Source organism: Janthinobacterium pasteuri (genome assembly GCF_051380775.1).
In the GTDB taxonomy this organism is placed as follows: domain Bacteria; phylum Pseudomonadota; class Gammaproteobacteria; order Burkholderiales; family Burkholderiaceae_D; genus Janthinobacterium.
In genome coordinates this window covers 1-13,922 of sequence record NZ_JBNYXS010000023.1, presented here as the reverse complement: position 1 = coordinate 13,922, position 13,922 = coordinate 1, and the positions used below count along the sequence as shown (strand labels likewise).

General features: G+C 63.3%; 9 protein-coding genes and 1 pseudogene. 4 read left to right on the top strand and 6 right to left on the bottom strand.

Annotated features, from left to right (window positions below; translation table 11 throughout):
- Nucleotides 1-94 precede the first annotated feature (94 nt).
- Both ACQ4WN_RS20610 and ACQ4WN_RS20605 read left to right on the top strand, forming a co-directional pair.
- Nucleotides 95-2,836, top strand: a complete 2,742-nt coding sequence (locus tag ACQ4WN_RS20610; protein ID WP_436553190.1) for a DUF3857 domain-containing transglutaminase family protein — start codon at nt 95-97, stop codon at nt 2,834-2,836.
- A gap of 34 nt (nt 2,837-2,870) precedes the next feature.
- Nucleotides 2,871-4,079 carry a hypothetical protein gene (locus ACQ4WN_RS20605; RefSeq protein WP_436553189.1) on the top strand — a complete coding sequence of 403 codons (1,209 nt, stop codon included), beginning with the start codon at nt 2,871-2,873 and terminating at the stop codon, nt 4,077-4,079.
- A gap of 11 nt (nt 4,080-4,090) precedes the next feature.
- Here ACQ4WN_RS20605 and ACQ4WN_RS20600 read toward each other — a convergent pair whose 3' ends face one another.
- From ACQ4WN_RS20600 to ACQ4WN_RS20585, 4 genes are read right to left on the bottom strand one after another with little or no spacing between them, the layout of a single operon-like run.
- Nucleotides 4,091-6,085 (bottom strand): WG repeat-containing protein, encoded by a 1,995-nt coding sequence (locus ACQ4WN_RS20600; RefSeq protein WP_436553188.1) that lies wholly within the window; start codon nt 6,083-6,085, stop codon nt 4,091-4,093.
- A 29-nt stretch (nt 6,086-6,114) separates the two neighbouring features.
- Complete coding sequence (locus tag ACQ4WN_RS20595) at nt 6,115-7,509, bottom strand: PoNe immunity protein domain-containing protein (RefSeq protein WP_436553187.1); 1,395 nt, start codon at nt 7,507-7,509, stop codon at nt 6,115-6,117.
- 34 nt (nt 7,510-7,543) lie between these two features.
- Nucleotides 7,544-8,356, bottom strand: a complete 813-nt coding sequence (locus tag ACQ4WN_RS20590) for an alpha/beta fold hydrolase (RefSeq protein ID WP_436553186.1) — start codon at nt 8,354-8,356, stop codon at nt 7,544-7,546.
- 1 nt (nt 8,357) lies between these two features.
- Complete coding sequence (locus ACQ4WN_RS20585) at nt 8,358-9,668, bottom strand: O-acetylhomoserine aminocarboxypropyltransferase (RefSeq protein ID WP_436553185.1); 1,311 nt, start codon at nt 9,666-9,668, stop codon at nt 8,358-8,360.
- A 281-nt stretch (nt 9,669-9,949) separates the two neighbouring features.
- Between ACQ4WN_RS20585 and ACQ4WN_RS20580 the strand changes: the two genes are divergently transcribed.
- Both ACQ4WN_RS20580 and ACQ4WN_RS20575 read left to right on the top strand, forming a co-directional pair.
- Nucleotides 9,950-10,573: a 2OG-Fe(II) oxygenase gene (locus ACQ4WN_RS20580; RefSeq protein WP_436553184.1), complete on the top strand. Its 624-nt coding sequence runs from the start codon at nt 9,950-9,952 to the stop codon at nt 10,571-10,573.
- A 128-nt stretch (nt 10,574-10,701) separates the two neighbouring features.
- A complete protein-coding gene (locus tag ACQ4WN_RS20575) occupies nt 10,702-11,148 on the top strand; it encodes a CBS domain-containing protein (RefSeq protein ID WP_436553183.1) in 447 nt (148 codons plus the stop codon).
- A gap of 69 nt (nt 11,149-11,217) precedes the next feature.
- On the opposite strand, the gene ACQ4WN_RS20570 is transcribed toward ACQ4WN_RS20575, so the two are convergent.
- Nucleotides 11,218-13,479, bottom strand: a complete 2,262-nt coding sequence (locus tag ACQ4WN_RS20570) for a putative bifunctional diguanylate cyclase/phosphodiesterase (protein WP_436553182.1) — start codon at nt 13,477-13,479, stop codon at nt 11,218-11,220.
- Between the two features lie 332 nt (nt 13,480-13,811).
- Nucleotides 13,812-13,922 (bottom strand): annotated as a pseudogene (locus ACQ4WN_RS20565) (IS1595 family transposase); the annotation flags it as partial.

Below are 13,922 nucleotides of genomic sequence, written 5' to 3'. Positions count from 1 at the left end.
GTTAATTAATCTATAATTGATAATTTCCTTATTGATATCGTTAATGCGTGCTTTACATTTGTCACGGCTGACGCCGCGTGCATGGCCAGTCCTGTTGCTGTCTATTCTTGTCTCGCATGGCGCGCTTTCCTTCGCTTCCGCCGCCACCGAGGCTCCCTTCACGCCGGTTGCCGGCATGCGCAGTGTGCAACTGGCCGAGGCCGCCTTTACGCGTGGCGACAGCCTGCCCGCCTGGGTGGACGGCATCGGCCAGTTGCCCCCGGCCGCCAAGGGCAGTCCGCTGGCAATCCGCCTGTCCGATGTGCAGTTTCATGTGGGCGAACAGAGCGCCTACTATATCCACCGGGCATTGATCGCCAATGAGGCGTCCAGCGTATCGGCGCTGGGTCAGTACGAAATCGCGTTCCAGCCCGATTATCAGCGTGTGCAGCTGCACCGTCTGCGCATCGTGCGTGGTGATCAGGTGATCGACAAGCTGGCGTCGGCCGATATCCGTTTCCTGCAGCGCGAAATGGGGTTGTCGCAAGGCGTGTATTCGGGTGCGATCACGGCCGCCATCGTCACCGATGACGTGCGCGTGGGCGATACATTGGAAGTGGCGTACACGGTGCTGGGCCAGAATCCTGTGTTTGACGGCAAGTTCTTCGACGCCGCCGCGTGGGACAGTCCTGTGCCCGTGGGCTTGCGGCGCATCACGCTTGACATGCCCGAGCAGCGCGGCATCGCCTACCGCATGCAGGGTGGCAACCTCGCCATTGCACCCAAAGAACAGCGACGCAATGGCCGCCGCATCCTGCGCTTCGAGGCACGCGACCTGCCGGCGGTGGTGGCCGAGCCGTATGTGCCGGCCGATGTGTCGACTTACCGCTGGATCCAGTTTTCCGAACTGGGCAGCTGGAAGGAAGTCAATCAGTGGGCGCAGGGACTGTTCGATACGCCAGCGGGCGGCGCCGCAGTGAAGGACGCACTACGCGCCGCGGGTGCCACGGGCGCGCCCTCGCAGCAGGTGGTCAAGGTGCTGGAGTTTGTGCAGAACGAGATCCGCTATCTGTCGCTGTCGATGGGCGAGAGTTCGCACCGGCCGTTTCCACCTGCCCAGGTGCTGCAGCGCCGCTATGGCGATTGCAAGGACAAGTCGCTGCTGATGGTGGCCATGCTGCGGGAACTGGGCATCGTTGCCGAGCCTGTGCTGGTGTCGACCGAATTGCGCAAGGGCCTGGACCGCATGCTGCCCAGTCCCTTGCTGTTCGACCACGCCATCGTGCGCGTGCACGTCGATGGCAAGACATACTTCCTCGATCCCACCCGCATGGGACAGCACGGTTTGCTCGATAACATGGGCCAGGTGCATGGCGGCGCGCAAGTGCTGGTGGTCAATGCCACTGGCAAGGCGCTGGACACGATTGCGCCGCAGACGAGTCCGGCATTGATAACGGACAAGCGCAGCGAGCGCGTGACGGTCGGCGCCTTCGATCAGCCTGCCGACATGCAGGTGCGCATTTCCATGGCGGGCACGGGCGCCGAACGCATGCGCGTGCAGCTGGCAGGCCTGAGCGCGCAGCAGTTGCGCCAGGCCTATGAAGGCTCGATGGGGCGCCGCTACGCGGACTTCAGCATGCTGGCCGAGCCGCTCGTCAGCGATGACCGCGTGAACAACCGCATGACGGTCGATTTACGCTACCGCATCGGCAAGTTCATGGAAAAGACTGACAAAGGCTGGTTGATGCGCTACAAACCCGTCAATCTGACGGAGCAGTTCTATGTGCCGGATATCGTCAAGCGCAGCCATCCGCTGATGGTGCCCATGTATCCGTCGATCTCCACCTATGATTTTGAGGTTGTGCTGCCGGAACAGGTGGATGCCCGCTACCAGCCGGCGCAGAACAGTGTCGACAACAGCGCCTTCAGGCTGACCGAGGCGCTGGCCTTTACGGGCCGCGTGGCGCAGGCCAGCCTGCGCCTGGACGTGACGGCCGACCGCGTGCCTGCGGACGGGGTGCCGGCGTTTGTCGAGGCCAGCCGAAAGGTAAACGAAATGTTGCAAGGCAGCATGTTACTGCCGATAAGAATGTTGAAGGTGGCGGCAGCGCCCGACTACAAGCAGGCTCTCAAGGCGCGCCTGGAGGCCAGCCTGAAGGCCAGCGACCAGCTGCTGGCCGATGCGACGCTGACCGGGCAGGACACCGGCGCCATCCTCTGCGAACGGGCGCGCACCTACAGCTGGCTGGGGCAGCACGCGGCGGCGCTCAAGGATGCCGCGCAGGCAGTACAGCAGCAGCCCCAGTCGGCCGATTATCTGTCCTGCCAGGCCGATATCAGTTTTGCCGCTGGCAAGTTCAAGGAAAGCGCCGCCAGCTTTGCGCGCGCCGTCGCATTGGGCAACAACGATGGCGAGACCTACCAGCGCAAGGCCCTGGCGAATATCTATCTGGGCAACCAGCGCGAGATGATCGCCGATCTGGCGCGGGCCGGCAGCAAGCTTGACGATCCGCTGGCGCACGTGCGTGGGCAGATATGGCAAGCCATCGTGGGCGCGGTGCCGGCGGCCATGGACGCCGGCGGGCCGCCGGAGCTGCTGACGGAGCAGTGGCTGGGCGAGGCATTGAAGATGTTCCAGCAACAGACCGGTCCCGAGATGATGCTGCGCGTGGCCAGCCGCGACGGCGGCAATGGCCAGGCGCCGCGCCTCGCGGAGGTGTATTTCTATGCCGGCAAATATTATCTGCTGCAAGACGACAAAATTCGCGCCCGCGTGTATTTCCAGCGCGCGCTCGACAAGGGTGTCCTGCACAGTCCCTTCCACACGCTGTCCCGCCTCGAGCTGGAACGGCTCTGATACACCTTTTGCTGATTTACACTCCATGAAACGATTGAATCCTGTCCTTCTGGCCGCGTTGCTGGCCCTGTTTTCCACCACCGGCGCCGTCCACGCGTCCGATGCCGCCATGCCCGTGCCGCTGGCCGCGCCCCGCGCATCCGATGCCGCTCACGTTGCCGCCGTGCGCGAGATGATCGAGGCGATGCAGCTGCAGCGGATGATGCGTCATCTGTTCCAGCTGATGGGCGAGATGGATGACCAGCAGGGTGAGGTGATGCGGCACATGGCCCTGCATGTGAGCGATGAGGAAATTCTTGCGCGGCTGGCGCCTGTGTATGTACCGTACATTTCGGGAGAAGACGCCAGGCAGGTGGCGCGCAATTTCCGCAGCAGCCTGGCGCAGCGCGACGTCGCTGCCACGCTGGCGCGCGCCCGCATCACGCAGGGAGATACCGATCCGCATTTTACGGCCAGCGAACGGGAGGAAGCGCAACGTCTCACGGCCATGCCAGCAGCGTTCGGCAAGGATGGCAGCCAGGCACAGATACAGGGCGCCAGCAGGGCGATGTACCTGCAGTGGAGCCGCGAGTATCACGACCGGCTGCTGGCCCAGGCCATGCAGGCGGTGCGCGCCTACATCACTGCGGCGCTGGACCTGCAGCCGGGCCAGGCGGCTCCCAAGCTGGCGCTGCAACCGACCGGCTTGGCCAGTCTCGACGAAGTGCTGCTTGTCGTTGGCGATGTGACGCTGGCCACGACTACTGCCAACCTCACCTATGCCGCGGACATTGACAGCTACCAGCTGGACCGGGTGCTCGCTCCCGAGCGGCTGGTCAGCGCGCAAGGCATCGCCACATCGAAGGCGACGATAGCCAAGGCCGGCGACCGGATCGAGGCGTATCTGGCGCAGATCGACCGTCTGCAGCAGAGTGCCTTGGGGCGCCTGCAGGCCAGCAAGTCGGGTAGCAATGCCAGGCAGATCATCGAGGCGGGCATGGCTGCACGCTACGATTTCATGCTGCGTTTCGGTGAAAACCAGCGCAGCCTGATGGACCTGTTTACCCGCGTGCTGCAGTTTGCCGAGTCGCGCCTGGGTGCCATCGAACTGCGCGGCGAGTCCCTGGCATTCCGCGACGAGGCCGACCAGGCAATGTACCTGTCGCTGATAGCCCAGCTGAAAAAGGCGAGCGAGGAAGAGAGCGCGCTGGTCGACGAGGCACAGCAAACCGCGCAGCGCAGCCTGAAGAAGCTGGGAGGCTAGGCTAGGCTAGGCTATTCGATGAGTACCGGCCGCAAGGCCGCCTGCAGCGCCAACTTGCTGAACGCCTCCTCATCCTGCATGCGCACTACGCCCAGGTAATACGTGTCTTCGCCACCGTGCATGTTCACCAGGCGCAGCTGATGCGGCGCCAGGTGGGCGGCGATGGCGGCCAGGCCCTCGGCCAAGGCGTCGCCGTCGTCGCGTTCCGCCCAGCGGAAGTCCCGCAGCGCGGGCAGTTCGATATGCTGGCCGATGCACGGCACTTCATCGACCGATTTCCAGTCCAGGGTGGCGCCGTGGCCCAGCACATCGGCGGCCGTGGACCAGAGCAGGAAGAAGCACGCCGCTTCGGGCGTGTCGCCTTTGTATTCTTCTTCCGGGTCGTCCTCCGCCAGCTCTTCCAGCGTGATGTCCACGCAGCGCGCGGCCAGTTCTACATCGCCCAGCAAGAGCAGGGCTGCCATTGAGCGCAACTGTTCGCGGTCGGCCCGCGCCAGGATCTGCGGCGGCGTAAAGCTGCGGCGCCTGACGGGTTTTTTCTTGCTCAGCCCCATGGCCTCGCTCAACTGGGCCGTGACGGCCGCCTTGAAGTTTTCCACGGTGTCGAACTGCTCCAGCAACTGGCCCGTGAAATCCATGCTCCAGGCCATGCCATCCTTGACCACATATAAAAAGTCGCTTTGCACGGCCACGCCGCGCAAATGGTGGGCGGGCGGATACAGGGGCGTGAACGCCTGTTTTCCATCGAGCGTCAGCATGCAGGCCAGCCCCTGCGCATCGATGGCAAAGATCAGGTTCTTGCGCACTTTGGGCGGCGACGAGGTGGTGGCGCAATCGATGGCTTCGTACTGGCATGGCGCCAGCAGTTCGGCCTGGCTATTGATCAGGCCAAACAGGAAGCGGTCGCCGATGCGCTGGCTGACGATGGCGATTTTTCTCTTCGTGCCGAAATCATGCACGGAGCTGTAGGCCGGCGGCACCACGACCTTGCCCATCTTGTCGATCACGCCGTGCACGTTGCGCTCGTCGTCATTGAACGTCTGGAGCTCGATGTCGATCAAGCCATCGTTACGCTCGCACGTTCTGTCGACCCTGTCGATGAGCAGCGCGCCATCGGGCAGGCGCAACAAGCGGCTGGCGCCGTCTGTATCGATCTGCTGCACCAGGTGGGGGCTGATCACGTACAGGGCGCCGGGGGCAGGCGGCAGCACCACCGTGCCGTTGAGGTCCAGCACGCCGTGCGCATCGGGGGCGTCCGCCGTGGCAAAGGTAATCCAGCCATTTTCCGCATCGTGTGCACACAGGTAGACATAGCGCTGCGACAGCGGCACGATCCAGCGGCCGTAGGGCGTGACCAGGCCGGTGACGGCCGGTTCGCCGGCGGTGCGCACCTCATAGCACAGCGCGTCTTCCTCCCATCTCACTACTTCCAGGTCTTGCAGGAAAGGCAGTTCGTCAGCGCCGAGTTCCTCGACATCGGCCAGCTGCGCGTCGGCCGTGGCAGACCAGTAGCCGGTGGCGGGCGACGCGGCGCCGGCGGCCAGCAGGGGCGCCAGCGCTTCCCGGTCGCCGCGCTGCAGGGCAGCGTGCAAGGCTTGCGCTTCGGCGCGCAGGGCCTCGAGCGCGGCGGCGGTTTCCGGCGTGTCGATATCGTGCGGGATCAGCTGTACGCAATCGAGGATCAGCCACGCCTGGCCACCGGCCAACAGGGCGCTGATGGCGCTGCGCGCGACAATGGCGGCCGCGTCGCGCGGCTTGTCCATGAGCGAGGACAAGGCTTGCCAGCTGGCCTGCGCATGCGCCATCGGCGCGGCCAGCACGCAGGGGCAGTCTTCACCATCGCCGTAGATGGGCCAGGCGACGGCTTGCGCATCGGCGCCGATGAGCAGCTTGAACAGCATGGGCGTGTCCAGCCGCCATTCGGCCAGGCCCGTGATGGCGTCGGTATCGAAGCCGGCTTGGCCAGGCAGGAAGGTGGTGCTGAACAGGGCTGCGGTATTGATCATGGATATTTATCTAAAAGTGAACAGGGTAGTCAGGGCGCTGGCGGCATGACCCAGTGCGCCAGCGCGCTGCGATCGAGTCCTAACTGCTTTGCCACGGCGGCCGCCTCGAAGGCCCACAGGCCGTAGTAGCCGCCCAGGCCTTGCGCGCGCAAATGGCCGTTGAACCAGTCTTCGTGCACCAGCGCGCCATGCCAGCTGGCCAGATACTGGCGCAAGTGTTCCAGCTGCTGTGCGGGATCGTCCGCGTCCAGGCACTCGAACAGGGCCGAGTAAGGCTCGGCGAAATACCATTCGTCGACGGCGGGGCGCTGCGGATCGACGGTCGACAGCAGTGCCTCATACACGCCGTCTTCGTCATCGAAGGCCGTTTGCAGGGCGGCCAGACGGGCAGCGAGGTCGTGGCGGCCGAACAGCAGGGCGGCGCCCAGCAGCTGCAGGGTGCGCGCATAGTCCGTCAATTGTTCGAAATCAAAAGCGGGCAGGGCATCATCATCGTAGGCGGCGGCCAGGGCCGCGCGCGCCGTTTCGCAGGCGGCAATCGCCGTTTCCAGCGCCGTTTCCACGTCAAGCAAGGGCAAGCCAGCCGTGTAGCGCAGCGAGAATACCTGGTAAGCCGTGCTGGCGGCGGCGCACGCCCAGTAGGCATCATCGCCGCCATCGATTTCCGCCTGTGCCTGCGCGCGTCCGTAGGCAGCGAGCAGCGCGTCCAGGTAAGTCAGGTTGCGGGCGAAATCGAACGGTGCGGGCGGCGTCTGGCGCGGCGCATGGGGCCACGGTTCCTGCGCTGGCAGGCAGGCGTTCGCGCAATCGCGCTGGATGGCCCAGTCGGCGAAGATTTGTTGCAAATATTGCGCCGTTTCGTCGTCGTGGGCGATGGCGCCCGCGCCCACCAGGGTCGTGCCCAGCAGGGTGTAGCCGGGGAAACGGCTGCTTTCGTAGGCGATGGTGGTCACGCTCTGGATGGCCTTGCCGTCGCTCAGGTCACGCACGCGGAAATACACGTCGTCCCAGCCGGCCAGCGGTGGGGCAGGTGCTTCATTCGGCAAGGTGGTCCAGCTGCCGTCGTCCTGCTCTTCATAGGCGTCGAGCAGCTCGTCGATGCCGCCGGGGCGGTCGATGCGGTTGTTGGCGTCGTATTGCAGCCCCAGTTCGGCTGCAAACGCCGCCGCGTGGCGGCCCTCGAAGACCAGGTACTGGGCGTTCATGGTGCCGGCCAGCAGGTCGGACTCCTGTCCCGCCACCTGCAGCGCCTGCGGCAGCCGGAACCAGTGGTAGCTGGGTATGCCGGCCATGGGGCCATTTTCGTCCGCCTGGGGATTGGTGCAGCGCAGCTGCTCCAGCCAGTTGTAGCGTTCGTGCCGCTCCGCTTCCGTGCCGCTGCCGCGGCCAGTCAATTCATCGAGCAGGGTATTCAACAACATCATCTATCTATCCTAAAAAAGTGTGCGTGGCATGGCGTCATGCCGGCGTGCTTTGCGCAAATGCAAACAGCGCGTCGAGCACGGCGTCGGGCTGCTCAGCCATCAATTCGTGCCCGCTGTCGACCTGCACCACGGTGCCATGCCCTATGGCCGCTGTCAGCAGCCGGGTCGATTTGGGCGGGGTCATCATGTCGCGCGCGCCGAAAATGAATAAAGTGGGGCAGTGTACCGAAGCGGCGGCGATTTCGCCGTTCGCGTAGGCGTTGCAGGCGAAAAAATCCGTGTGAAACACGTGATCGGGATTGAGGGATGCGATGCGCTGCTTCAAGCGTCGCGCGCCGCCCATGGCGTAGAAGCCCGGGCCGGGAAACGACGGCTTTTGCGCGATCGACGAATGCGACCATATATTGACCATGTCGATGGCCGCCTGTTCATCGTTGAGCGACATTTCCAGCAGCGCGGGCGAGACCTTCATCGGGTAGGTCGAGCCCAGCATGGCCAGGTGACTGATTCTCCCGGGCGCCAGGTGCGCCGCTTCCAGCGCGATCAATGAACCCATGCTGTGGCCGATCAGCATGGCCCTGGTCGCGCCAGCTGCGTCCAGCACGGCCAGTATCCAGCGCGCCAGCTCTTCCACGCTGGTTTTCGCCGCGCCCAGGCTGCGCCCGTGGCCGGGCAAGTCGACGGCCAGCACGTTCCAGCCGTGGTGGGCGAAATAGCGCGTTTGCAGGGCCCACACGGAATGGTCGTTCTGCGCACCGTGGATGAAGACGGCCGTGGGCTGATCCGGGTGGTATGGCTTGCCGCCCGTGTAGCAGTAGGCCGTGGTGTGCTCGATAGTGAATAACATCTCAGGCGCCTTTCTGCGACAGTTTCAGGCCACGGGCCAGGTCTTCGATCAAGTCGTCCGCATCTTCCAGGCCCACCGACAGGCGCATGGTGCCCTGCGTGATGCCCGCCTGCGCCAGTTGCTCGTCGGGCACGCGGAAGTGCGTGGTGGAGGCGGGGTGGATGACGAGCGACTTGGCGTCGCCCACATTGGCCAGGTGCGAGAATATCTTGAGGCTGTCGACAAAGCGCTGGCCCGCCGTGCGGTCGCCGCGCAGGCGAAATGTGAACACGCCGCCCGCGCCTTTCGGCAGCAGGGTTTTCGCCAGTGCGTAATCGGGGTGCGACGGCAGTTCAGGGTAGGACACCGATTCGACTGCCGGATTGGCCAGCAGGAAGTCGATCACCTTACGTGTGTTGGCCACGTGGCGGTCCATGCGCAGGCCCAGGGTTTCGATGCCCTGCAGGATGGCGAAAGCGTTGTGCGGGCTCATGACAGCGCCGAAATCGCGCAAGCCTTCGCGCCGCGCGCGCAGGGCGAACGGCGCCACCGTCGATTCCTCGGCAAAGACCATGCCGTGAAAGCCGTCATACGGCTCGCACAGTTCGGCGAAACGGCCCGTTTTGTCGTACGCCGCTTGCCAGTCGAAGGTGCCGCCATCGACCAGCAAGCCGCCGATGGCCGTGCCGTGCCCGCACAGGAACTTGGTGGCCGAGTGGAACACCAGGTCGGCGCCGTGCTCGAAGGGGCGCAGCAAATACGGCGTGGTAAACGTTGAATCGAGCATCAGCGGCAGCTGGTGTTCGTGCGCCAGGGCGGAAATCGTCGGGATATCGAGCACGTCGAGGCCGGGATTGCCCAGGGTTTCGGCAAACAGCACTTTCGTATTTGGGCGTATCGCACTGCGCCAGGCATCCACGTCGCGCGGGTCGACAAACGTCGTCTCGATACCGAAGCGTTTTAATGTGTAGGCCAGCAGGTTGTGCGAGCCGCCATACAGGGCGCGCGAAGCGACGATGTGCGAGCCCGCGCCGGCGATGGTACATAAACCAAGGTGCATGGCGGCCTGGCCGCTGGCCGTGGCGATGCCTGCCACGCCACCTTCCAGCGCCGCGATGCGCTCTTCCAGCACGGCGTTGGTGGGATTCGAGATGCGCGAATATACGTGGCCGGCCCGTTCCATGTTGAACAGCGAGGCCGCATGCTCTGAACTCTTGAAGGCAAACGAGGACGTGAAATGGATGGGCGTGGCGCGCGCGCCCGTAGCCGGGTCGGGTGCCGCGCCCGCATGCAGGGATAAAGTATCGAAACCGGGGTATTTCGGGCCGCTCATGGTGTCTCCGCCAAGTTTTATAGTGGCAAGATCGTAACCTGATTTGCCGCTGAGTAAAAGGGCGCGCGTGCAGGGCGCATGGCGCCGTGCTGGCCGGCGGCGCGTGTCACTTGAAGTCGAAAAAAGTGACCGGCTCCGCATGGCGGTGGTAGGATGGCGTGTCAGCGATATTCGGGCTGTTCGACCTTCGCGCGTGCGCCGCACCGCCAGGAAGCAGCTGCAAACGAACGAAATCCTGGGCTTCAGGCGCACTCTCATGCATGTCCACCAGGAAAGATTCTATGCCCGCAATATCGTTCGACGGCTCCCTTGCCGTACCCGGACCCTCTATCGTCGACGGCCTGTGCCGCGCAGGCTGGCTCATGCAAGAGCATTTCATCTCTCTTGAACTCAGCCGCCAGCTGGCCGCCGAATGCGTGCAATCCATGCTCTGCGGCAAGATGAAAGGCGCCGGCTTGGGTAGCGGCCATGCGCCCCTGCTGCAGCCCGATATCCGCGGCGACCATATCGCATGGCTGGAAGCGGGCCGTTCAGAGGTCTGCGACCGCTATCTGGAACACATGGAAGCCTTGCGCCAGGTACTCAACCGTGAGCTGTTCCTGGGGCTGGACGAGTACGAAAGCCATTTCGCCCTGTACGCGCCGGGCGCCTTTTACCGGGCCCATCTGGACCGTTTTCGCGACGACGACAAGCGCACCGTGTCCGTCGTGCTGTACCTGAACGACGACTGGCTACCCGAACACGGCGGCGCACTGCGTTTGCACCCCGATGGCGGCCCCAGCGTGGATATCGCGCCCGAAGCAGGGCGCATGGCCATGTTCCTCTCGGGCGAGATGTTGCACGAGGTGCTGCCGACGGCGCGTGAACGCATTTCCATCGCAGGCTGGTTCCGCCGCCGCGCGTGATGAAAAGTTGCGCGCAATCCTCCTCGATTTGATTGCGCGCAAGGCTGGATTTTTCCGCAGGCATAGGCTACAGTCGCAGTAAGGGCTAGAATAATTAAAATACCAATCACGCGGACAGGACGGCCAATATGAAAGTATCTGAAATTCTCCAAGTCAAGGGCAACATCCTCTACACGGTCACGCCTGACCAGCCCCTGCTTGACGCGGCCAATACCATGGCTGAAAAAGACATCGGTTCGCTGGTGGTCATGGAATTTGGCGACCTGGTTGGCATGCTGACCTTCCGCGAAGTGTTGAACGCGCTGCATGAAAACGCGGGCCAGATCGGCGCCGGCACCGTGCGCAAGCACATGGACGACCACCCGATCACCGTCACCCCGGATACGGAAGTCAATGAGGTGCGCCGCATCATGCTGGAAAAACATGCGCGCTACCTGCCCGTCATGAACGCCAAGACCTTGCTGGGCGTTATCTCTTTCTACGACGTGGCACGCGCCGTGCTCGAAGCGCAAAGCTTTGAAAACCAGATGCTCAAGGCGTATATTCGCGATTGGCCGGCGGAAACTACCGACTAAACTTCACTCATGCAATAAAAAGTAACGCCGGCAACTGCCGGCGTTTTGCATTGAAGGCGCGAGTGGCGCCTATGCCGCGCCCTGCAGCGCCTCGTTGTTCAGCCAGGTGCCCAGCGCCGTGGCCGTCATGGGGCGGGCAAACAGGAAGCCTTGCGCCATCGGGCAGCCCAGCGCCTGCAAAATTTGTGCTTGCCGCTCGTCTTCCACGCCTTCGGCGATCACGGCCAGGCCCAGGTTGCGGCCCAGCTGGATGACCATTTCAGCGATGCTGCTGCCGCGCGCGGAGCCCGTGATCTCGGTGACGAAGGCACGGTCGATTTTCAGGCGGTCGACCTGCAGGCGCTGCAGGTACGATAGCGAGGAGAAGCCCGTGCCGAAGTCGTCGATGGCGATGCTGACGCCCGTCTGCTTGATCTGCCATAGCATCTTGATCAGCATGTCCGGTTCTTCCATGGCCATCGATTCCGTGATTTCCAGTTCGATGAACTCGGGCGGCGCCTGCGTCTCTTCCAGTGCCGCGCGCAGCATTTCCAAAAACAGCGGGTGGCGGAACTGCACTTGCGACACGTTGACGGACATGACGAAGTTGCGGTGGCCCTGCTCGCGCAGCAGTACCAGTTCGCGGCAAGCCGTGCGCAGCACCCATTCGCCCAGGTCGATGATGATGCCCGAATACTCGGCGATCGGGATGAAGCGGTCGGGCGAGATGAACTTGCCGTCCGGCGTTTGCCAGCGCAGCAGCGCTTCGGCACCCACGGGGCGGCGCGTGGTCAGGTCAATCTGCGGCTGGTAGACGACAAACAGCTGGTCCTGGCTGAAGGCCGTGCGCAGCGCGTGCATCATGCGCACCCGTTCGCGGATTTCAATGCCCATGCTGCGCGAGAAATAGAAGTGGCCCGCACGCTGCTGGCTTTTCGCCCGTTTCAAGGCGATATCGGCATCCTTCAACGCATCGGCGCCCGTGCCCGCATGTTCGCCCAGTCGCACCAGGCCCAGGGTGGCGGACAGTTGCACATCCTGGCCATCGATGCAGAACGGCGCCTGGAACAGGGCCAGGATGTTGGCCGGATTGACTTGCGACGAGTCGCCCAGCACGCAAAAGATGTCGCCGCCCAGGCGCGCCACCGTCAGCTGCGGCCCCAGTTGGGTTTGCAAGCGGCCCGCCACGGCGACCAGCAGGGTGTCGCCGAACTGGTGCCCCAGCGCGTCGTTGGTCTCGGCAAAGTGATCGAGGTCGACCAGCGCCACGGTGGCGTCGTCGCGCGCCGGGCCGGCCAGGGCAGCGTCGAGGATTTCCACCAGGCGCGTGCGGTTCGGCAGCTTCGACAACTGGTCGTAGAAGGCGGCATTGTGCAGGTGCGATACCAGCTCGACATTGTCCAGGCCCACGGCGACGTTGCTGCAAAATACTTCCAGCAGGCTTTCATCGATGGCCGAGAGGGGCCGCGGCAGCACCAGATAGGCGGCCGCGTCGCGGCTGGCCTTGCCCGCGAAGTACAGGGTGGCGTAGTCGTGCGCGTACACATTGCGCCGCTGCGCCAGCGTGTGCTCGATGGCCGCCATAACGCGGGGGTTTTGCAGGCCGCACAGGGCGCTGTGCGGAAGGCTGGAAAAGCTGCCCGTGCAGGCCGAGACGATCAGCTCCCTGGCGCCGCTGTCCAGCATCTCTTGTACGCACAGCACGCCGTCGGCGCGGATGTCCAGCAGGTCGGCGATCTGCGCCAGCACGCCGGCCGAGAAGTTTTGCACGCCGTGCAGCGCCATCAACTGCGTGCTGGCGTGGACGATACGGTCCAGGCCACGCCGGCTGTTGCTGATCGAACGTATCTGTTCGTACGAGCGGATGGCTGCCGTCACCGTGGTAAACAGCTTGATGCGCGTCAGTTCGGACTTGGTCTTGTAATCGTTGATGTCGAAATCGCGGATGGCGTCGATTTCCGGCGCATAGCCGGGCTGGCCCGTGCGCAGGATGATGCGCACATCCGTCATCTTCAAGGTTTCGCGGATGTAGCGCACCAGGTGCAGGCCCGCGTCGTCCTGTTCCATCACCACGTCGAGCAAAATGACGGCGATGTCGTCTTCATGCTTGAGCAGTTCGCGCGCCTGGCCGGCCGAATACGCATGCACAAATTCCAGTGGGCGGTGCTGCATTTCCAGGTTGCCCAGGGCAAAAGAGGTGGTGGAGTGGACGTCTTCATCGTCGTCGATGATCATCACCCGCCAGACGCTGCGCGGTGCGGCGGCCAGCGGCGGCACTGGTTGCTCATCGAGGAATACCAGGTCGTCGTGATCGTCCTTGTTGGCGTCAAGGGGGATGATCGGTGCGGGCATGTATAGCTTCTCCAGGATGACTCGGAACGAAATGTGAGCACATCAGAAATGTCCATGGCGTTGTTGCAGCGCCTCGCCGTACTTGCGTACTGTCTTCGGCGCCGCGCCTAGCCTTGGCCATTTCTGATGCACTCAGGGCGCATCGAAAATGTAGCACTCAGGTGCTGCCGAGGTTCGCACATTTTCTAATGGTCCATCATCCAAGTATATAGCTATTTAATAAGCAAAATGTTTTTTTAAGTCTATTCTGTGAAGCAATATTTCTTGTATTGCATGATTTCAACTCATCTTTGGTATTCTTTATGTGAAAAAATACACGGTATCTTAAAAGGCTATGTCACCGTAAGGTGTGGGAACTCTCCCATGGTTGCCTTCAACAATGTTTCTGGGGAGCGGATGCGTCCGGCGTCGAGTATCCAGCGCCACCCCAGATAATTCGGCAG

What these genes read in the sequence shown, in the direction of transcription:
- ACQ4WN_RS20570 (WP_436553182.1), bottom strand. Translation starts at nt 13,479, where the DNA reads ATGCCCGCACCGATCATCCCCCTTGACGCCAACAAGGACGATCACGAC.
- ACQ4WN_RS20580 (WP_436553184.1), top strand. Translation starts at nt 9,950, where the DNA reads ATGCCCGCAATATCGTTCGACGGCTCCCTTGCCGTACCCGGACCCTCT.
- ACQ4WN_RS20590 (WP_436553186.1), bottom strand. Translation starts at nt 8,356, where the DNA reads ATGTTATTCACTATCGAGCACACCACGGCCTACTGCTACACGGGCGGC.
- ACQ4WN_RS20575 (WP_436553183.1), top strand. Translation starts at nt 10,702, where the DNA reads ATGAAAGTATCTGAAATTCTCCAAGTCAAGGGCAACATCCTCTACACG.
- ACQ4WN_RS20600 (WP_436553188.1), bottom strand. Translation starts at nt 6,085, where the DNA reads ATGATCAATACCGCAGCCCTGTTCAGCACCACCTTCCTGCCTGGCCAA.
- ACQ4WN_RS20595 (WP_436553187.1), bottom strand. Translation starts at nt 7,509, where the DNA reads ATGATGTTGTTGAATACCCTGCTCGATGAATTGACTGGCCGCGGCAGC.
- ACQ4WN_RS20585 (WP_436553185.1), bottom strand. Translation starts at nt 9,668, where the DNA reads ATGAGCGGCCCGAAATACCCCGGTTTCGATACTTTATCCCTGCATGCG.